This is a genomic window from Sphingobacterium wenxiniae (genome assembly GCF_900116225.1).
Lineage (GTDB): Bacteria > Bacteroidota > Bacteroidia > Sphingobacteriales > Sphingobacteriaceae > Sphingobacterium > Sphingobacterium wenxiniae.
In genome coordinates, this window is the sequence record NZ_FOZZ01000003.1 from 335667 (window position 1) to 356998 (window position 21332).

Below are 21332 nucleotides of genomic sequence, written 5' to 3' on the forward strand. Positions count from 1 at the left end.
CTTTTTACAACATTTCTCTTAGATTTCGTACACTTTCGGCTACATCTCCTTGATTATTCTCCCAGTTGTATTCATATTCTGCGGATAACATACCATTAAAGTTTTGTCTTTTCAGTTCGTCAATAACTCCCTGAAGAGGTAATTTACCCGTTCCCCAATGCACATCATGCGCATCTTTCTTTCCAAACTCGTTCAAATCTTTAAAGTGCGAGTGCACGATCTTGCCCTCCAATTTCTTCAAGCATTCCACAGGATCCAATCCCGACCGCATCCAATGTCCAACATCTACTGTTGCTCCCATCTTTGGACTTCTACCTTCCAAGGCAGCCAATACAATTTCCGGCTTCCAATACGTTGTCGGTTCCGGATGATTATGGATAGAAGCCCGCACATCATATTTATCACACAATGCGGATACAATATCTAGATGTCCTTCCTCCGGTTCACAATTGATCACCTTGATGCCCATATCTTTTGCGAAAGCAAAAATCTGCTCCCATTCTTCCTCATCCTTACCATTGGTCACACCAAAAGCATGCAAGGTGATATTATGGTCATTCAACAATTTCTTCACCAATGCCCTTCCTTCTTCCGAAAGTGTATAGCCCATTTTTTCCTCATTGCCGGCACCGATCGTCTGTCCCGGGAAAGCCTCTACATAGCGCAAATCGGCGCTATCAATCTTGTCTAAAGCTTCTGCAAAAGTGTACAATCTGAAGGTATAAGCTTGTGCTCCCAATTTCCAACCAAGCTTCTCCTCCGGATAGGTTACCGAAGAATCCTGTTCCGTCTTTTCGGTAGCTGTTGTTGAAGAATTAGTGCCGGAAGAACATGCTGAAAAGGACAATCCAGCGAACAACGCCATAGCGTATAATGCATTTTTTTTCATGAGTTTTAAGGTTTTTTTTTAATCTAATGTAAGAAAAAAATAAGGGAAAACGTACGTTTTCCCTTATTTTTCATCTTTCAATTGTTTTTATGCCTCAAAGAAAGGTAAAGCATTTGCTATACGATGAATGATCTCATCCTTACCTAACGCTTCAGCTATCTGGAATACATCCGGACCAAATTTTCCGCCCACCAACATGATACGGAAAGGCATCATCAGCTCGCCGATCTTCATTCCAGATTCGCTAATTTTTTCTTTAAATAGGGGTTCCAATGTTGCGGCATTCCAATCCTCCACTTCGGCAAATACAATAGAAATATGCTGGAAGAAAGCAGTTTTATCTGCATTCCACTTCGGTTTCACGGCATCTACATCGTAAGCCTCCGGCGTCTTGAAGAAGAAGGAAGCTTGCTCCCAAAAATCCTCCACAAAAGTCATACGCTCTTTCACTAAGCCTAAAATCTTGGCCTGATAAGCTGCATCTACCTTCTCAATGCCGTGCTGACTCAATATTTCAGTAACCTTTGGCAATAGTTCTTCATCACTCGTTTGCTTAATCCATTCGTGGTTGAACCATTTGGCCTTCTCAAAATCAAATTTAGCCCCCGCTTTACTGATACGTTCCACGGAAAACTTGGCAATAAGCTCGTCCATACTGAAGAGCTCCTGTTCAGTACCATCGTTCCAACCCAATACAGCCAGCATGTTAATAAACGCTTCAGGAAGAAATCCCATTTCACGAAAACCTTTGGTCAAATCACCTGTTTTCGGATCTGCCCAATTCATAGCATACACTGGGAAACCTAATCTATCACCATCACGTTTGCTTAACTTACCGTTGCCATCCGGTTTCAAAATCAATGGCAAATGTGCCCATTGTGGCATATCCGATTTCCAGCCTAAATATTCCCATAATAAAATATGGACTGGTGCGGATGGTAGCCATTCCTCGCCACGAAAGATATGAGAAATCTCCATCGCCTTATCATCTACCACGACGGCCAAGTGGTAAGTAGGCATACCATCAGCCTTTAAAAGCACTTTGTCATCTACCAAATTCGTTTCAAAAGCTACACGTCCACGAATCATATCCTCAAAGGATACTGTTTCACCTATCGGCATCTTGATACGGATAGTATGCGGATGACCCGATGCCAAAAGTTCCTGTGTCTCTTCCGGTGAAAGGCTCAGCGAATTTCGTAATTGCATACGGTTTTCATGTGAATAGCGAAAATTCGGTTGTGATTTGCGCTGCTCATCCAGCTCTTCTGCCGTATCAAACGCATAGTAAGCATAGCCATCACGTATAAGTTGCTCTGCATATTGACGGTAAGAAGGCTTACGCTCACTTTGACGATAAGGTCCAAAAGCTCCTGGCTTGTTCGGGCTTTCATCCGGGGCAATGCCACACCAAGCCAAACATTCCGTAATATATTCTTCGGCACCAGGAACAAAGCGGGTCTGGTCGGTATCTTCTATCCTCAATATAAAATCGCCCCCATGGTGGCGTGCAAAAAGGAAATTGAACAAGGCTGTCCGAACACCTCCAAGGTGCAGACCTCCTGTAGGACTTGGTGCAAAACGCACACGAACTTTTCTCTGCAAATTCATTTGTATATAATCTGTCTTTTAAAGGGTAAAGAGGGCGCCTAAAAAGGTTGCAAAAACGTAAAAACGCGTTCCCGAACGCATTCGGAACGAGAAGCGTAGCGACAAAGCCTGCCTACCGCAGGCAGGCAATCTGCGTTTTTACCGTCACTAGATTGCTTCGTTGCCTCGCAATGACGGTGACGGCGAGCTTTTAGACACTGCCTAGAATATCCACGATTTTATTCATATTCTACAATTATGGATATTTCATAAGGGCAAAATTACGCAATTTCTGACGATTATGTAACTTTGTAATGTTTTGGGATAAAAACCCAGCCCATATTTATGCAAAAAGAAATTGAACTTGCCATCACGCCAGATTTTATCGAAGATGAGCAGCATATCCTATCGGAGGGAGCCCGAAAATTAGGCTTATCCCCCAAACGTATCCAAGGAATGTTTATCCGCAAACGTTCCATTGATGCCCGTAGCCGTCAAGTAGTTTACCGCATCCGTGTGGTGTTTTATATTGATGAACCCTACACTCCGGAAATTATCCGTCCTATCATACAACCTGTACACCAAGCTAAGCCTGTCGTCATCATCGGCGCAGGGCCTGCTGGCCTCTTTGCCGCTTACCGTTGTTTAGAACGCGGGTTGAAACCTATTGTATTAGAAAGAGGAAAGGAAGTACGCGAGAGGCGTAGGGATTTGGCCAAAATCAACAAAGAAGGATTTGTTAATCCCGAATCTAATTATTGCTTTGGTGAAGGCGGTGCTGGTACCTATTCGGATGGAAAGCTTTATACCCGATCCAACAAGCGGGGTGACGTACAGAAAGTATTGCAAATCTTTGTACAACATGGGGCTACATCTGATATCTTGGTCGATGCTCGCCCGCATATAGGCACCAACAAGCTGCCACACATCATCGAGGACATGCGCCAGACCATTTTAGAGCACGGGGGAGAAATCCATTTCAACTGTAGAGTAGACGATATCTTGGTTAATTTCGGTAAAGTAGAAGGCGTTCGGACGGCAGATGGCGAGAACATCAAAAGCGAGCATGTAATTGTCGCTACAGGGCATTCTGCACGTGACATTTTTGAGCTCTTCCGTCGTAAAGGTTGGCTTATCGAAGCCAAACCTTTTGCTTTGGGCGTGCGTATCGAACATCCACAAGAGATCATCGATCAGGCGCAATATCACTGTGCTGTGCGCCATGAAAACCTTCCCCCAGCCTATTACAGTTTGGTGGAGCAGGTCAACGACCGTGGCGTGTTTTCTTTCTGTATGTGTCCTGGGGGCATTATAGCACCTTGTGCTACCGATAAAGAAGAAATCGTGGTGAATGGTTGGTCGCCCTCTAAGCGCAATAATCCGCATGCCAATTCGGGCACAGTGATACAAATTAATTTGGATGACGTCCCTAACGCTCTGGAAGATGCCTTTGCCCTGTTGGATTTCCAACGCCAAGTGGAGCGGAAAGCTTTTGACCTTGGCGGCGGCAGCCTTGTCGCCCCAGCACAGCGTATGGTTGACTTTGTCAATAGTAAAGTTTCGGGCACGCTACCAGAAAATTCGTATAAACCCGGAACTAAAAGTGTGGATTTACGAGAGGTCCTTCCTGATTTTGTACACAAAGCCCTACGAGGTGCTCTACCAATTTTCGGCAAGAAGATGAAAGGTTATTATACCAATGAAGCTATATTGGTTGGCGTGGAATCCCGCACTTCATCGCCCATCCGCATACCAAGAGACAAGGACAGTTTGCAACATCCCGAGATTTCAGGACTATACCCTTGTGGTGAGGGCGCCGGCTATGCAGGTGGTATCGTATCCGCTGCTATTGATGGGATTAACTGTGTAGATGCAATAGGGCTTTCATAAGTCCCTGAGGCTGAATCCACATACATTTTTTGTTAAAAAATTAGCTATAAGATATTGACAGATTAAAAGTAAACTTCTATCTTTGTAGCACAAAAGCGAAAGTAGCTCAGTTGGTAGAGCACAACCTTGCCAAGGTTGGGGTCGCGAGTTCGAATCTCGTCTTTCGCTCAGAAAAAGCTTCTCAATTCAGGAAGCTTTTTTTATTTTTAGGGTATGATAAATTTCGGTCCCCAAACAGGTATAAAACCATTATTACCGATATACGGGTTTACAACCCTTATCTTGATTCCCACATTCATTATATTTATTAGCACAAAAGCCGACATAATCGTGTGGTGTGGATTACTACTATTCTCCTATACTTTTATCAGCATTGCTTATTTCATAGCCCAGAAAACAACTCGGTATTGGATAGAAGGGGATTTTTTGCATTACAAGACGTTATTTCTAAAAGGAAAAATCGCCATACACTCCATCCGAAAGCTGGAAGTGAATACCAGCTGTTGGCTAAGCAATAAACCCTCCACCAGCAATACAAAAGGCATCATCATTTACTTTAACAAATATGATGACACGTTCATAACTCCCGAAAACAATACAGAGCTTGTTAATGAGTTAGTTCGAATAAACCCGACTATTGAAGTATTTACAAAAGACAGGCATTTATCAAAAAAAGACATATAATCAGCAGACTGTCATTAATAAGTTGTGCAGACAACTATTTACATAAAAAAGCTTGACAGCAAAGCGTTTTTGACGTACTTTTGTGCTGTAATCAATGAGATAATCAACGATTGCAAGTTAAAAATTGTCTTTTCATAATTTAGGTTTATAATTGGTTAGTAGCAAACCCTGGTGCCCATCACCAGGGTTTTGTTTTTTATGTAACTTTTATAAATCAGTCTTTAGTACATGACAAAACTTAATAAGTCATAAAAAAACGCGTCATTGCGAGGAAGTATGACGAAGCAATCTGCGTTTTTAATGTCATCAGATTGCTTCGTTACCTCGCAATGACGATGACATTATTTTTTATCATATACCGTAAAATCAGTCTTAGCCTCTCCTTACTATTAACAAATGTCTTCTATTAACCAGTAAATACAATATCCTCAACAAAACCAACTATTATTAAGAATAAATCAAAACAAAATCATTTTATTTATAAAATTTATAATAAAACATATTTTTTATTCCTATATTAGCAACCTAAATTATTTTGAGGAGAAAAATGAAAAATGAAAGATTAGCGGAACAAGGACTATACAATCCTGATTTTGAACATGATGCTTGTGGTGTTGGTTTTGTTGCACACATTAAAGGCCAAAAATCACATCAACAAGTTCAGGATGCCCTGACGATGTTGGAGAATATGGAACACCGCGGAGCTTGTGGCTGTGACCCAGAGAGCGGTGATGGTGCAGGAATTATGATACAATTACCTCATGAATTTTTATGGGAAGAATGTATTAACCTTGGCATCCAATTACAAGAGCCCGGATATTACGGCACAGGTATGGTATTCCTTCCTAAAGAAGAAGATCTAAATGCTATCTGTCGCGAATCGATTATTGCTGCAACAGAAGAGCGAGGAATGAAATTCTTAGGTTTTCGGGATGTGCCGGTTAATAGACAAGGTATAGGCGTAACTGCGCTCAGTGCCGAACCAGAAATCGTGCAGTTTTTTGTTTCCCGTCCAGACGGTGTGTCAACCACAGAGGATTTTGAGCGGAAACTATTTGTTTTAAGAAGGCTCATCATCCAAAAAGTAAAGAAACATCAAGAATACCCTCTCCCACTCTATATCGCATCACTTTCCTGCAAAACTATTATTTACAAAGGACAGCTTACGACATACCAAGTAGGTTCTTATTTTGAAGATTTAAAAGATCCACGCGTCGTATCGGCTTTTGGTTTAGTACACTCCCGCTTCTCTACCAATACTTTTCCCTCATGGTCTTTAGCACAACCTTTCCGTAATATCGCGCACAACGGAGAAATCAACACACTCACAGGAAACCTCAACTGGTTTTACGCAGGTGTACGTTCACTTTCATCACCTTACTTTACTGAGGAAGAAATGCAAATTCTTCTTCCTGTAGTTGACCGTGGGCAGTCCGATTCTGCTTGTTTAGATAATGTCGTGGAATTGCTTTTGCATAGCGGACGAAGCCTACCGCATGTCATGTTAATGTTAGTTCCTGAAGCTTGGGATGGAAATACCCAAATGGATCCGTTGAAAAAAGCATTCTATGAATATCACGCTACGCTAATGGAACCTTGGGATGGGCCTGCGGCACTTTGTTTTACGGATGGGAAAACTATTGGGGCAACGCTTGACCGCAACGGTCTACGCCCTTTGCGCTACGCCATCACTTCAGATGATCGCGTTATTGTAGCTTCTGAAGCTGGGGCACTACCAATCCCCGAAAGCCTTATTATCAAAAAGGGACGTCAACAGCCTGGTAAGATTTTCGTCGTAGACATGGAACGAGGTAGTATACGTTCTGACGAAGAAGTCAAAGGAGAACTTATCCGTCAACAGCCCTACGGCGACTGGCTGAATAAATACAAAATCCGCATGGATGAATTGGAAGAACCCCGTGTAACCTATACTTATCTTAAAAAGGAGTCAGTACTCAAGTACCAACAGGCTTTTGGCTACTCTCGCGAAGATTTAGAGACCATTCTTACACCAATGGCACTCACAGGCTACGAACCGATCGGCTCCATGGGTACAGACGTGCCATTGGCTATTCTTTCGGATCAGCCTCAGCATCTCTCCAGTTATTTCAAGCAGTTTTTTGCACAGGTAACCAACCCACCGATTGATCCTATCCGTGAGCGTTTGGTAATGAGCTTAGCTACCTTTATCGGCAATGCGGGCAATATATTAATCGAAGACAAAAAATTCTGTCACTGTGTTACCTTGGAACATCCGATATTAACTTCCAGCGAACTAGAAAAGCTTCGTTCCATCGATACAGGTATATTTCAAGCAAAAACCCTGCAACTTTATTTCAAAGCAGATGGTCAATCAGGTTCGTTAGAAGCTGGTATTGAGCGACTGTGCCGTTATGCAGACGATGCCGTACGCGATGGTTTTGAGGTAATTATCCTCTCCGATCGTGCTATTGATTCGCAGCACTGTGCTATTCCATCCATCTTAGCGGTATCTGCGGTGCATCACCACCTTATCAAAACAGGAAACAGAGGTGCTGTTGGTTTAGTTGTGGAAGCTGGTGATGTCTGGGAGGTACACCATTTTGCCTGCTTATTGGCTTTTGGTGCTACAGCAATCAACCCTTATATGGCCTTGGCTACTATCCGCACCATGAAAGAATTAGGCCAGATAGACACCGAACTCACTTGGGACGATTTAAAGAAAAATTATGTTAAGGCTATCTGTGCAGGCTTATTAAAAATATTCTCAAAAATGGGTATCTCTACCCTACAATCGTATCATGGTGCACAGATTTTCGAGGTGTTGGGTATTGACAAGTCTGTCGTAGATAGATATTTCTGTGGTTCAGTTTCCCGTATCGGAGGGTTAGGACTTGACGACATTGCGACAGAAGCACTCGCTAAGCACTGGCGTGCCTTTGGCCCTACTCGAGTAGAGAAAAGATTACTTCCTGAAGGGGGATTATATCAGTGGAAGCGTCGAGGAGAACGTCATTTATGGAGTCCGGAAACCATACATCTTTTACAGAAAGCTTGCCGTACAGGTGATTTTGAGGCTTACAAACAATACGCGACCTTAATCAACAACCAAAAAGAACGCATGTTCACCTTGCGCGGCTTGCTTGATTTTGCGAAACACCGCACGCCTGTGCCTTTGGAAGAAGTGGAGTCTATAGAAAGCATCATGAAGCGTTTTGCTACAGGAGCGATGTCTATGGGATCAATTTCAACAGAAGCACACAGCACTTTAGCTATTGCCATGAACCGTATCGGTGCTAAAAGCAATACTGGCGAAGGAGGTGAAGATGCTATCCGTTTTGAACGTCTACCAAATGGTGATTCCATGCGTTCGGCCATTAAGCAAGTTGCCTCCGCACGTTTCGGTGTGACTTCACATTACCTAACCGAAGCGGATGAGATACAAATCAAAATGGCACAGGGTGCTAAACCAGGTGAAGGGGGACAACTCCCAGGTCATAAGGTTAACGAGTTCATCGCCCGCCTGCGTCATGCTACACCAGGCGTAGGATTGATTTCTCCTCCTCCTCACCACGATATTTATTCCATAGAGGATTTGGCTCAGTTAATTTTCGATTTGAAAAATGCCAATAGAGCTGCAAGAATCAACGTAAAATTAGTATCTAAAGCTGGCGTAGGAACAATTGCTGCCGGGGTGGCCAAAGCACATGCCGATGTTATCCTTATTGCGGGGTACGATGGCGGTACAGGCGCATCCCCAATCAGCTCTATTAAGCATGCCGGCTTGCCTTGGGAACTGGGTTTGGCAGAGGCCCATCAAACATTGGTACAGAACAAGCTGCGCAGTCGCGTTGTATTACAGGCGGATGGGCAGATGAAAACCGGACGTGATATTGTCATCGCTACCTTGCTCGGAGCAGAGGAGTGGGGCGTAGCAACTGCGGCTCTTGTTGCTGGAGGATGTATCATGATGCGTAAATGCCACTTGAACACCTGCCCCGTAGGTGTCGCCACACAAGATCCAGAGTTGCGTAAGCTTTTCTCCGGAAAACCGGAGGATATTGTGAACCTATTCCGTTTCTTAGCGGAAGAAGTACGTGAGATTATGGCGCAACTTGGTTTCCGCAGCATCAACGAAATGGTAGGTCGTGCACAATTTTTGAAAAAACGGGAAGCACTCAACCACTGGAAAGCAGAGAAAATTGATTTCTCGCAAATTCTATACGTGGCGCGCAATGAACCTTCCGAGAGTTTATACAATACGCAGGAACAGGATCATGGCATGAGCATGATTTTGGATTGGGGACTATTGACACAAGCCAAACCTGCCTTGGAAAGTAAAACACCGGTCTTTGGCACATTTAGAGTAAAAAACACGGACCGCACAATTGGAACAATGTTGTCCAACGAGATCTCCAAGCTATATGGAGCCGAGGGACTTCCCGACAATACCGTCAACTTCAAATTTGAAGGTTCAGCTGGACAATCTTTTGGCGCATTTGGTGCCAAAGGGCTTTCTTTCGAGCTGGAAGGCGAAGCTAATGACTACGTAGGAAAAGGGCTTTCAGGCGCACAGTTAGCTATCTATCCAACGGCTGATAGCCCACTAGTTGCCCATGAGAACATTATCATCGGTAACGTGGCTTTATATGGTGCAACTTCCGGTCACCTGTTCATCAACGGTATGGCAGGAGAGCGGTTTGCCGTAAGAAACTCTGGTGCAACAGCCGTTGTAGAAGGAATCGGTGATCACGGTTGTGAGTACATGACCGGTGGACGGGCATTGATTATCGGGCCAACAGGTCGAAACTTTGCTGCCGGTATGAGCGGCGGTATCGCCTGGATATACAATATCGCCGGAGACTTCCACGACAACTGTAACCAAGAGATGGTAGACCTTGACCCACTGGATACCGAGGATGAAAATGCTATTATCGCTCTTTTGAAGCGTCACATCCATCTGACCAATAGTGAGCGGGCTAATTTTATTCTCCAGAATTGGGATAGTGAAAAAAGCCGGTTTATCAAAGTATTCCCTCGTGAATACAAAAATGTGTTACTTAAAAAACTAGTGGAAGCTTAATAACGAGGAGGAAAAATAATCATGGGAAAACCAACAGGATTTTTAGAATTTGAAAGAACGCTTCCTCAGAAAGAATCTGTAGAAAGCAGAAAACAGAATTATCAGGAATTTGTACATAGCTATTCCGACGTACAGTTGAACCAGCAAGCAGCACGTTGTATGAACTGTGGCATTCCATTTTGTCATTCAGGCTGCCCTTTAGGCAATGTGATACCGGAATTTAACGATGCCGTATACGATGGCCGTTGGGAAGAAGCGTATAACATATTAACATCGACCAACAACTTTCCGGAATTTACAGGTAGAATATGCCCGGCTCCTTGTGAAGCTGCCTGTGTATTAGGCATTAACAAATCACCGGTAGCTATTGAAGAGATCGAAAAGCATATCATCGAGATTGCTTATAAGAAACAATATGTACAACCAAACCGCAATCTGGTAAAAACCGGAAAACGTATAGCCGTAGTAGGCTCTGGTCCAGCGGGGCTTGCCGCTGCTGCGCAACTCAATAAAGCCGGACATGATGTCGTCGTTTATGAACGTGATGACAAAGTCGGTGGTCTTTTACGCTATGGTATTCCAGATTTTAAACTGGATAAATCGGTCATTGACCGACGCGTGGAAGTGATGCAGGAATCCGGGATTGAATTTAGAACAAATGCTGAAGTTGGAGCAAATGTTCCAGCAAGTGAACTTCAATCCTATGACGCAATTGTATTAACTGGTGGTTCTACCATCCCACGTAACCTTTCCATCCCGGGACGGGAATTAAAAGGTGTACATTACGCAATGGAATTCCTCAAACAGCAGAACAAGCGTGTGGGTAATTCACCTATTGAAGTAGAGGAGATTCTCGCCACTGGCAAGAATGTGCTAGTTATCGGTGGAGGTGATACCGGTTCTGACTGTGTAGGCACATCCAATCGTCATGGAGCAAAAAGTGTAACACAATTTGAGCTCATGCCGCAACCACCGCAACAGCGCACCGAAGCCATGCCTTGGCCAACATACCCTATGCTCTTGAAAACGACTACCTCTCATGAGGAGGGCTGCCAACGTCATTGGAGCGTGAGCACCAAAGCTTTTCTTGGCGATGATAATGGACATGTTCGTGCGGCATTGGTTGTCGATCTGGAATGGGAAACCGACGGTCTAGGCAGACCGACCAAGTTCAAAGAAGTAGAAGGTTCGGAACGCGAAATGCCTTGTGAACTGGTTACATTGGCCATGGGTTTCCTACACCCTCAACACGACGGTCTTTTACAACAATTAGGCGTAAAATTAGATGGACGCGGTAATGTAGAAGCGATCGAGGGAGAATACAAATCTTCTGTTGACAAAGTCTTTGTGGCAGGCGATATGCGTCGCGGACAGTCTTTAGTGGTATGGGCGATTTCCGAAGGTCGTGAATGTGCGCGTAAGGTTGATGAATACCTCATGGGATATTCCGAACTGGAATGCAAAGATAAAACCGTAGCTTACGCTTAGTTTTTTAGCCTCGGGATTTGAAATCCCGAGGCTAAAAATTAATGCAGCTTTCTATTAATAAGACGACGCTCCCTATTTTCAATTTTGGCCTTAATATATGGGTAGGCGAATACTGCCCCTAACACAATAACCGCTCCTGCATAGAAACCTAAACTCATGGTTTCACGATGCCCAAATATCAATAGGGCTAAGATAATTCCATAAACAGGCTCCATATTGGTAACCAAAGCCACCGTAAAAGCACTAAGCTCTTTCATCACAGCGACCCCCAACACATAGGCTACTGCAGTACAAACTACGCCTAACAGTATCAGGTATGAAGCATCCGATGCGCTTAACCACATCTGCTCATTAAACTGTCCCGTAGCCAACATAAAGAGAGAAACCCAAAAGAAGGCCCCTAACATCTCATAGAAAGTAATAATAGTAGGGCTGGTCTGCTTGACCATCCGAGCATTCAATATGGAGAATATACTCGCACAAAATGCGCAAGAGAGTCCAAAGATAATCCCCCACACATATTTGAACTCAAATTTAAAAATCAGGTAAATTCCAAAAATAATAACTAATCCAATAGCAACATCAGCTATAGAGATACGTTTCCTGTTGATAATAGGTTCCAGGATAGAAGTAAAAAGTGTCAAGGAAGATAAGGTCACCAACGTAACCGAAACAGTAGACACCTTGATGGCATGAAAGAACAGCACCCAATGTAATCCTACAATCCCTCCCACCATAAAGAATTGGATAAGCTTATCGCGCGTCACACGGATAGACTTTCCCTTGATGATAAAATAAAGAAAAAGAGAAAGTGCAGCTATCAAAACTCTGTACCATACTAAGTGTAATGCCGACACCGAAATCAATTCTCCCAAAACACCGGTAAAGCCCCAGATAAGTACCGTAAAATGTAGAATAAGAAGGTTTTTGTTTTTCATCAGAATGATTACACAGATTTAATAAGATTTGACAGATACAGTTGGTACGCAATACCCTCTACGCTATACGCAATATACATACTACTTAGGAGCCTTGTATTTCAGCCAGAGGGCCAACGCAAGGAACAATACATTTGGAATAAGCATAGCTATCAACGGAGGCAGCCCTCCTTTCAAAGAGAACATCGTAGAAAATTGCACCAAGACAATAAAAGCAAAGCTCAACCCTATCCCAATCCCCAGACTCAGACCAATACCCCCACGCACTTTTTTTGAAGAAAGGGAAACGCCCATCAGTGTCAAGATAAAAGCAGAGAAAGGCCCCATATAACGTTTATATCGCTCCAGCAGCAGATCCGTCATCATGCCTGTTCCGCGAGTTTCCTCCTTTTTTATCCTTTCATTCAGCTCTTTGGTATCCATCGCCGTGAAAACATCATCGTACACCTCAAAATCTCTTGGCAGCATATCCAAAGTGGTATCGCGCGCAGTCCCCTGTTCCATTGTCTCCCGCAGACCATCAATTTTCCGGACAGTATAATCCTCAATTTTCCATTTGGTAGCAACTGAATCCCAGGTAATCCGTTGGGCCATCAGTTTTTCAATCATATGGTCGCCATCAAATTTTTCCAGCGAAAAATTAAATCCCACGTTTCTCTTCGTATCAAAATTATCGATGTACACATAGGTATTCGAATCTATTTGCATGTGGGTAGACAACGTAGTGGTACTCACTTTATGAGGTTTTACATAGACACTTTCAAAGTTAACCTTGATTTTGTTTGTATAAGGAATAATCCAAAGGTTAGAGACCAATGTAAAGGTAAAGATCAATCCCGCCGCAATCATATATGGTCTTAGGAAGCGGTTAAAGCTCATTCCTCCACTCAGTATAGGAACAATTTCCGTTTGGTCGGCCATCTTGGAGGTAAAGAAGATCACCGCCACAAAATTAATCAGTGGAGTAAGCATGTTCAGGAAAAAGGGGATACTACCTAAGGCATAATACTCAAAGAAAACCCTTGACATAGGAGCTTTATTCTTCAAGAAGTCATCCAGTTTCTCCGACACATCAAACACGACAATCACCACAATAAAAATCCCTACCGTAAACACAAAAGTGCTTAGGTATTTTTTGATGATATAGCGGTCAATGATGTTTAACATTTTACAAATTAATTAATGAGGATTGGAGATTAGTAGTTTCCAGGTTCCAACTAACTACAATCGTTGACCAAGAATCTTTATCATTTTCTCCTTCCACGTATAGAAAGTCCCTTCTATAATTTTATCCCGAGCCTGTTTAACCAACCAAAGATAGAAATGCAAATTATGCAAGGAAGCAATCTGTGCACCCAAAATTTCCTGTGAACGTATCAAGTGCCTTAAATAGGCTTTGGTGTGAATCTGATCTACCAACAAATCACTCTCCGCTTCGATAGGCGAAAAGTCATCTTTCCATTTTTCGTTCTTGATATTGATGATACCATTCTGTGTAAACAACATACCATTTCGCGCATTTCGCGTAGGCATAACACAGTCGAACATATCAATACCTAAAGCAATATTTTCCAAGATATTGACAGGCGTACCTACTCCCATCAGATAACGAGGTTTGTCCTTTGGCAGGATATTGGTCACCACATCAGTCATAGCATACATCTCTTCTGCAGGTTCACCTACGGAGAGTCCACCGATGGCGTTTCCATCTCTGTTGAACGAAGCAATCACTTCTGCAGATTTTTCACGCAAGTCCTTATAAACAGAGCCTTGTACGATTGGGAACAAGGTTTGCTCATAACCATAAAGCGGTTCTGTACTATCAAACCTATCCACGCAACGTTTTAACCAGCGATGCGTCATATCTAAGGATTTACGGGCATAGCTATATTCACAAGGATAGGGCGTACACTCATCAAAAGCCATAATAATATCCGCTCCGATAACACGTTGCGTATCCATCACATTTTCTGGCGTGAACAAGTGCTTGGAGCCATCGATATGCGAACGGAAAGTCACTCCTTCCTCGCGAATCTTACGCACCTCCGTCAAGGAATAAACCTGATAGCCTCCCGAGTCTGTTAAGATTGGCCCCTGCCAATTATTGAATTTATGCAGGCCACCTGCCTTATGCAATACATCCAATCCAGGGCGCAAATACAGGTGATATGTATTTCCTAAGATAATCTGGGCTTGTATATCATTGACCAGTTCATGTTGGTGTACAGCCTTTACTGTGCCCGCAGTGCCTACCGGCATAAAAATTGGCGTCTGTATATCCCCATGTGCTGTGTGCAGTACTCCTGCCCGTGCGCGTGAACCTGTATCTTGTGCTTGAAGCGTAAATTTCATCTGTGCTCTCTTTCGTTTTGTATAAAAGCGTCTCGAATAGATGCTTTTCACAAATCCAGTGCAAAAATATAACAAAAATCAGCAGGAAACGATTATCCCGAAAATTCTTAATAAAACTTAACGATTTCTCACCTGTATCTACGTAGAACCCCGTATCTTTGGGACTTTTATATGGCAACATTTGAACAAATCTTACCTTACTTTCCTCATGCCCTTATAGGGGTATTGTCCATATTGTGGCTTATACAATTGTACTATATACTCTTCGTCTACGGGAAATTGGCGGTCTATAAAGTAAAATCTTATGCCGATACCGAGAATAAACCTCCCGTAAGTATTATTATCTGTGCACATAATGAGCAAGAGAATATAAAAAACTTTCTCCCGACGATACTGGAACAGGATTATCCCGAATTTGAGGTCATATTAGTCGATGACTGCTCAGATGATGACAGCCGCTGGATATTAAAAGACTTCTGTCAACAATATCCCAATAAGCTTCGCATCGTTGAAATCAAGGAACATGTTCGTCTAAAGCATTCCAAGAAATTTGCCGTAACCTTAGGTATAAAAGCAGCAAAATATGAGCATTTAGTATTTACAGATGCCGACTGCCAACCACAATCTCACAGATGGTTAGCAGAAATGGCTGGCGCATTTACCTCACATAAAGAAATCGTTCTTGGTTATTCTCCTTACTTTAAGCAACAAGGCTTCCTAAATCGGCTTATTCGATTTGAAACTACACATACAGCCATGAGCTATTTGGCTTACGCCTTAAAGCGAAATGCCTATATGGGGGTGGGCAGGAATCTGGCTTATACCAAAACCCTATTTTTTGAAGGAAAAGGCTTTAACAAGCACATGCATATCAAGTCGGGTGATGATGACCTTTTCGTCAATCACAATGCCACCCCCACCAATGTCAACATCGCTATCCACCCAGATGCACAGGTATATTCCGTTCCGAAAATGACATGGAGAAGCTATTACAAACAGAAAAGCAGACATTCAGGAGCTTCGGTATTATATAAAGGCAGACATAAACGCATGTTGGGAACACAATTAGTTTCTGCAGTGTTTTTTTATATTGTATTGATAGCATCCTTCATCTCATACCCAACTTGTTGGTACATCCCATTAGCCTTTTACGGAACACGGTTATTAGCTCAGTTTTTCATATTTACACCAGTATACCGTAAACTACAGGTCAGTGATCTTTTAATAGTATTGCCATTCTTAGACCTATTTTACTATTTTTATATTTGTATCAACGGTCTTTTTAACAGGCGAAAAAAAGACATTTCGTGGTAAGTAATAAATTGTGTCCTTTCATCGCCAGAGGCGAGACACAGCGACAGGCTCAGGATGACAACGAAAATCAACTTTTTAGACAACAGCAACACTAAAAAAACAATAAAATAACATGAATCCTACAGTCGATATTATATTCAAATATTTCCCTAAACTAACGGAAAAACAAAAGGAACAATTCACCCAGCTGGCAGAAGTGTATCCATTCTGGAACGACCAGATTAACGTTATCTCCAGAAAAGATATGGAAAGCCTATATCTCAAACATGTACTTCACTCCCTCGGGATTGCTAAATTTGTTCAGGAATTTGCTCCCGGCACACGGATTTTGGATGTGGGAACGGGCGGTGGATTCCCAGGGATTCCGCTGGCAATTTTATTTCCGCACGTGCAGTTTCATCTAGTCGATTCCATCGGCAAGAAAATAAAAGTAGTACGTGAAGTCGCACAAGCTATTGGCCTGACGAATGTAGAGGCAGACCATATCCGTGCAGAGCAATTGGACTACAAATATGACTTCGTTGTGTCCCGAGCGGTTACACGACTGGGTGATTTCATCCCATGGGTACGTAATAAATTTGAGAAAAAGGATAAAAACGGCGTTCCTAATGGTATCTTATACCTCAAAGGAGGTGACTTGAAGGAAGAAATAAAAGATGCAAAGGTAAAGGTACAGCTTCATTCCCTATCCAGCTATTTTAAAGAGGATTTCTTCGATACGAAATATGTCTTGTATGTGCAGATGTAGGTCAGAGATATACTTTTGTTTATACTAAGGCTCAGCTTTTAGCTCTAAATTTTTATGGATAACATCTACGGAGTCCCTATAATTCTTCAGACTGTTTACCATATATTCTACACGTTCATAATGTGTGGCATTGGCGAGAAAATCCAAATCAGGCTTAAAGTATAGACTAAACTTCTGTAATGAATCGCCTTGTAATGGGATGTACTCATCCAGTAGGGGGTTCCACAGGGCATTAACCAAGTCATCGGCATATTCCTCTTCGAATATACGTTGCAGACGACGTGCGCCTTTCCCTCGTCTGCTGAAATGGTTATACAGTTTTTGTATATTAACAGCTATCCCACCCAGGGGATTGATGATAACCATATTCTTGTTATCTCCAAGCCCAAAAATCTCCTTGTGATATGCCTTCTTTGCCTCCAACTGCTCTTCGGGACTGAGCTTCTGATGGACAACCACTTCTTCAAGGACTATCGTGTCCCTTCTTATGGTATCCTGCACAGAAGTTACCAGATATGACGGAATCTGTGCCGATAGCACCATTCCATAAGCTCCAATGACCATACCTACAATAAATAAAAAAGCCCTTGCCATAACTTGGGTACTGTTTATCTAAAGTTATGGCGAAGGCTTCTTCTTCGAGGAATCTTTAACGGAATTTAACGCTTACCCAAGCTCAGCGATGATTCCTTGACCTATTGCATTAATCTCCTCATCCATACCAAACATCGGCAATTCCGTTTCCGGGTTCAATTTTAACCAGGTCTGCTCTGTATCCTTTATAATCTTCACGTATTCCTCCCCGTCTTTAAATACCATATACACATCTTTCTCTTCTGGAAAGATCGAATAAACTATATTCCCGATCTCTATATCGAAAGGTTCCTGTGGGCCTTGTAATTCCATATCCTATACTTTTTTTTATTCAAAATTACTGAAATCTAACCTTGTCCGCAACCTTGTTTTCTTTTCATGAAAAATGAATCAAGCAAAAAACGAAAAGCCCGAAAAATTCGGGCTTTTCTGAAGTGGGAAATACTGGGTTCGAACCAGTGACCCCTACCTTGTCGAGGTAGTGCTCTAAACCAGCTGAGCTAATTTCCCTCGTATGAGCGCAAACTTACATAAATTCTATTTTATATGCAATCCATTCGATACAAAACTTAAAGATGATTACATACCGTACTAACTATTCAAAACATACAGCTACTTCCTGCATATATTTATTACCACACAGCATTATAACAACACTATAGATACAACAGTTTCTGCAAGAAACACAACTGCATTACATGACCTTCAAATATACCTATACTCGTTATACAACCTCATGTGCACATACTCAAATGTATGTTATACAATGTAGGTAGTTTTCTTCTTGCTGTACATAGGATGAACAAGAGATGCAATTAACTATATCATAATGTACACAAACATAAGACTACAGTATAGTGTATCCGTCATTTTGCTACGTAACATGCCTTTAAGGAAACATATATTTCGCTAAAAGAGCATGAACTTCACCATAGATTAAACATTCGAACACAATCTGTATATTGCAACTGTATAAAAGACAATATACTCTATCTTTTTGAACATGTAGTCTACGTTAAACTACAATGACTGCGACAAAAATCAAGTTGTCGAAAAGATAGACTCCTTACACGATGAAAAAACGACACATTTCATCAAGATACAGCACATTGCACAAGCCTACAATGCTATCGTCTTTTTGTTAAAGTCTATTGACTTTGTTGTGCTGAATATTGTCGTTGTTTCCATGTTACGTAGAAATCCTTACTATTTTATCTTCCTTTACGAGACAATCCTTATCCGAAACTTTTGTTGTAATTGACCATTAATAACAAGAAGCTTTTTATCCTACCCCTTATTTTACGCTCTGCCACTCTTTATCGTTCAACTTTCCCGGAGAGGTTAACCACAACAACAAGAACGTTAGCAACCCATTATACACAATCAACTCAAAACCTACCTTATAGCCGGTATATGGCAACACATACAATGTCAACAAATAAATTAGAGTAGGAGCAAGTATACAGATGTAAGGCACTAAATTATCATTCACTCGTTTTTTTGTCAAAATGCCGAAGGCAAACAATCCCAAAAGAGGACCATACGTATATCCTGCGACCTTGAAAATAGCAGTCACTACCGAATCATCATTAATCACATGAAAAAAGACAATGACCAACAACATGACAACCGAAAATGCCAAATGCACAATATTCCGTTGACGCACCAGTTTAGGATCATTAGGATTCTCTTTCTTATTGAAGTTCAGAAAATCCACACAATATGAAGTTGTCAATGCTGTCAGTGCTGAATCGGTAGTGGCAAAAGTCGCAGCAGTCAACCCCATCATAAACACAATACCTGGTAGGATCCCTAAGTGTCGCAGTGCAATCTCGGGATAGAGATAATCGGATTTGCCCAAGTCGGCAATATTGATACCATTGGCATCTGCATAGAAGTATAATAATGCGCCTACACACAAAAAAAAGATATTAATCACAACGAAGATACTGGTGAAAGTCATCATATTTTTCTGAGCTTCACCAATAGTTTTCATACTTAAATTCTTTTGCATCAAGTCCTGATCCAGACCTGTCATCGCAACGGTCACAAAGATCCCACCAATCAGATGTTTCCAAAAATGACGGGTATCTCCCAGCAGGTTTTCCCAGACAAATACCTTAGAGTACGAGCTCTCTTTAATTTTTTCCATCGCCTCTGGTATACTCCAACCCAAACCATCTGCCATAAAATAAATAGATAAAAAAACAGCAAGCACTAAAAAGGTTGTTTGTAGAATATCCGTAATAAGAATAGTTTTTAGCCCTCCTTTATTGGTGTACACCCATATCAATAGCAAGCAGGCCGCTACTGTCACTATAAAAGGGATATTCCAAGTGTCAAAAATATAACGCTGCAATACGATAGCAACCAAATATAGCCGGAAGGCAGAGCCAATTGTTCTTGAAATCAAGAAAATCATTGCGCCAGACTTATAACTTTTGTAGCCCAAGCGTTCCTCCAAATAGGTGTAAATAGATGTGAGCTGCATCCGATAGTACAACGGCAAAAGCACATAAGCGATGAGAACAAAGCCAATTGCATTTCCCAGAACAAACTGAAAATAGCTGAAATTATTAGGCTGTAAACCCGCGGGGGCATTGCCAATATCTCCTGGGACGGATATAAAAGTAACGCCCGATAGCGCAACGCCGATCATCCCAAATGCCACCACATACCACTTAGCACTCCGGTTAGCAACAAAAAAGGTAGAGTTATCGGCGGTTTTGCGGGATGTGAAATACGCTATCCCAAGTAGTATAGCGAAATATACTACCAAAAAAGACAATAAAATAAGAGGTGACATAATTGTATGTTTAAGTTATAAAAGTGACGGAAGTGATGAAGGTTACGGAGGAGGTTCTTCATCACTGTCCTAACCTACACCACCATCATCACTTGCATGATAATGGATAGTTTGTTTTATTTTTCTTGGTAGCTTTCAATAGCCTTTCTGACGTTACCAAATTCTTCCAACAGTGCTGACGCCGTGTCTTCATCCAATCCCGTCTCATCCATCACCATGCGTACCCCACGTGCCACCAATTTCACATTGGATAGTTGCATATCAACCATTTTATTCCCTTTCACACGTCCTAATTGAATCATAACAGACGTGCTGAGCATATTGAGTACTAATTTCTGCGCTGTTCCGGATTTCATACGTGTAGATCCTGTAACGAATTCAGGACCAACAACAACTTCTACCGGATATTGAGCCACCTGTGCAATCGGCGAGCCGTCATTGCACACGATACAACCCGTAGCAAGCCCTGCCTCATTCGCTTTTTCCAAGCCTCCGATAACGTATGGGGTCGTGCCAGAAGCAGCAATCCCCACAACCACATCATTTTGGTTAACACCAAATTCTTCCAAATCTTTCCAGGCTTGCTCTTCGTCATCCTCTGCAAATTCCACAGCCTTACGAATTGCAACATCTCCTCCGGCAATCAGACCGACAATCCAGTCAAAAGGAACGCCAAAAGTAGGTGGACATTCCGAGGCATCCAATATGCCTAAACGTCCACTGGTACCGGCACCTATATAAAAAAGCCTTCCTCCTTTTTTCATCTTCTCCACAGCCACCTTCACCAAAGGTTCCAACTGAGGAATAGCTCTTTCCACCGCATCAGGAACGGTTTTGTCCTCTTTATTGATATTTGTCAATAATTCTGTTACGGACATTTTATCCAAATCCTGATAATTCGACTCCTTTTCTGTTACTCTTACCATATTACAAATAAAAAAACTATTACAAATATGCGAATTTCAAAACAAAACACG

The 21332-nt window shown here is 42.1% G+C and carries 15 protein-coding genes and 2 tRNA genes; 7 read left to right on the plus strand and 10 right to left on the minus strand.

What is annotated here, in order from left to right:
* Nucleotides 1–4: 4 nt before the first annotated feature.
* Together BM375_RS06320 and gltX are read right to left on the minus strand one after the other, a co-directional pair.
* Nucleotides 5–889 (minus strand): sugar phosphate isomerase/epimerase family protein, encoded by an 885-nt coding sequence (locus BM375_RS06320; RefSeq protein WP_093364525.1) that lies wholly within the window; start codon nucleotides 887–889, stop codon nucleotides 5–7.
* An 87-nt stretch (nucleotides 890–976) separates the two neighbouring features.
* Entirely contained in the window at nucleotides 977–2500 is a 1524-nt protein-coding gene (gene gltX, locus BM375_RS06325; protein ID WP_093364527.1) for a glutamate--tRNA ligase, read from the minus strand.
* 324 nt (nucleotides 2501–2824) lie between these two features.
* On the opposite strand from gltX, the gene BM375_RS06330 reads away from it, so the two are divergent.
* The 5 genes from BM375_RS06330 (at nucleotide 2825) to BM375_RS06350 (ending at nucleotide 11603) form a co-directional block, all read left to right on the plus strand.
* On the plus strand, nucleotides 2825–4369 hold the full coding sequence (locus BM375_RS06330; protein ID WP_093364528.1) for an NAD(P)/FAD-dependent oxidoreductase: 1545 nt from the start codon (nucleotides 2825–2827) through the stop codon (nucleotides 4367–4369).
* 95 nt (nucleotides 4370–4464) lie between these two features.
* Nucleotides 4465–4537: transfer RNA gene (locus BM375_RS06335), tRNA-Gly, on the plus strand.
* 45 nt (nucleotides 4538–4582) lie between these two features.
* On the plus strand, nucleotides 4583–5053 hold the full coding sequence (locus BM375_RS06340; RefSeq protein WP_093364530.1) for a PH domain-containing protein: 471 nt from the start codon (nucleotides 4583–4585) through the stop codon (nucleotides 5051–5053).
* A gap of 547 nt (nucleotides 5054–5600) precedes the next feature.
* Nucleotides 5601–10115 carry a glutamate synthase large subunit gene (gene gltB, locus BM375_RS06345; RefSeq protein ID WP_093364532.1) on the plus strand — a complete coding sequence of 1505 codons (4515 nt, stop codon included), beginning with the start codon at nucleotides 5601–5603 and terminating at the stop codon, nucleotides 10113–10115.
* Between the two features lie 21 nt (nucleotides 10116–10136).
* Nucleotides 10137–11603: a glutamate synthase subunit beta gene (locus BM375_RS06350; protein ID WP_093364533.1), complete on the plus strand. Its 1467-nt coding sequence runs from the start codon at nucleotides 10137–10139 to the stop codon at nucleotides 11601–11603.
* 38 nt (nucleotides 11604–11641) lie between these two features.
* Here the strand turns inward: BM375_RS06350 and BM375_RS06355 are convergent, their stop codons facing one another.
* From BM375_RS06355 to tgt, 3 genes are all read right to left on the minus strand, one after another.
* The gene (locus BM375_RS06355; protein WP_093364535.1) at nucleotides 11642–12541 is read right to left on the minus strand and encodes a DMT family transporter; all 900 of its coding nucleotides are present in this window, start codon (nucleotides 12539–12541) and stop codon (nucleotides 11642–11644) included.
* 81 nt (nucleotides 12542–12622) lie between these two features.
* Nucleotides 12623–13708, minus strand: a complete 1086-nt coding sequence (locus tag BM375_RS06360; protein WP_093364536.1) for an LptF/LptG family permease — start codon at nucleotides 13706–13708, stop codon at nucleotides 12623–12625.
* A gap of 54 nt (nucleotides 13709–13762) precedes the next feature.
* Nucleotides 13763–14893 (minus strand): tRNA guanosine(34) transglycosylase Tgt, encoded by a 1131-nt coding sequence (tgt, locus tag BM375_RS06365; RefSeq protein WP_093364538.1) that lies wholly within the window; start codon nucleotides 14891–14893, stop codon nucleotides 13763–13765.
* 171 nt (nucleotides 14894–15064) lie between these two features.
* Here tgt and BM375_RS06370 point away from each other — a divergent pair, with 171 nt between their 5' ends.
* Nucleotides 15065–16207: a glycosyltransferase gene (locus tag BM375_RS06370; protein ID WP_093364539.1), complete on the plus strand. Its 1143-nt coding sequence runs from the start codon at nucleotides 15065–15067 to the stop codon at nucleotides 16205–16207.
* Nucleotides 16208–16319: 112 nt separating this feature from the next.
* A complete protein-coding gene (rsmG, locus tag BM375_RS06375) occupies nucleotides 16320–16955 on the plus strand; it encodes a 16S rRNA (guanine(527)-N(7))-methyltransferase RsmG (protein ID WP_093364541.1) in 636 nt (211 codons plus the stop codon).
* A gap of 24 nt (nucleotides 16956–16979) precedes the next feature.
* Here the strand turns inward: rsmG and BM375_RS06380 are convergent, their stop codons facing one another.
* The 5 genes from BM375_RS06380 to murQ all read right to left on the minus strand — a co-directional run bounded on the left by BM375_RS06380 (nucleotide 16980) and on the right by murQ (nucleotide 21281).
* On the minus strand, nucleotides 16980–17549 hold the full coding sequence (locus BM375_RS06380; protein WP_093364543.1) for a hypothetical protein: 570 nt from the start codon (nucleotides 17547–17549) through the stop codon (nucleotides 16980–16982).
* Between the two features lie 72 nt (nucleotides 17550–17621).
* Nucleotides 17622–17861, minus strand: coding sequence for a hypothetical protein (locus BM375_RS06385; protein WP_093364544.1), 240 nt, complete (start codon nucleotides 17859–17861; stop codon nucleotides 17622–17624).
* Nucleotides 17862–17984: 123 nt separating this feature from the next.
* A tRNA-Val gene (locus BM375_RS06390) sits at nucleotides 17985–18059 on the minus strand.
* 784 nt (nucleotides 18060–18843) lie between these two features.
* Nucleotides 18844–20355 (minus strand): sodium:solute symporter, encoded by a 1512-nt coding sequence (locus BM375_RS06395; protein ID WP_093364546.1) that lies wholly within the window; start codon nucleotides 20353–20355, stop codon nucleotides 18844–18846.
* Between the two features lie 116 nt (nucleotides 20356–20471).
* Nucleotides 20472–21281, minus strand: a complete 810-nt coding sequence (gene murQ, locus BM375_RS06400; protein WP_093364547.1) for an N-acetylmuramic acid 6-phosphate etherase — start codon at nucleotides 21279–21281, stop codon at nucleotides 20472–20474.
* Nucleotides 21282–21332 lie beyond the last annotated feature (51 nt).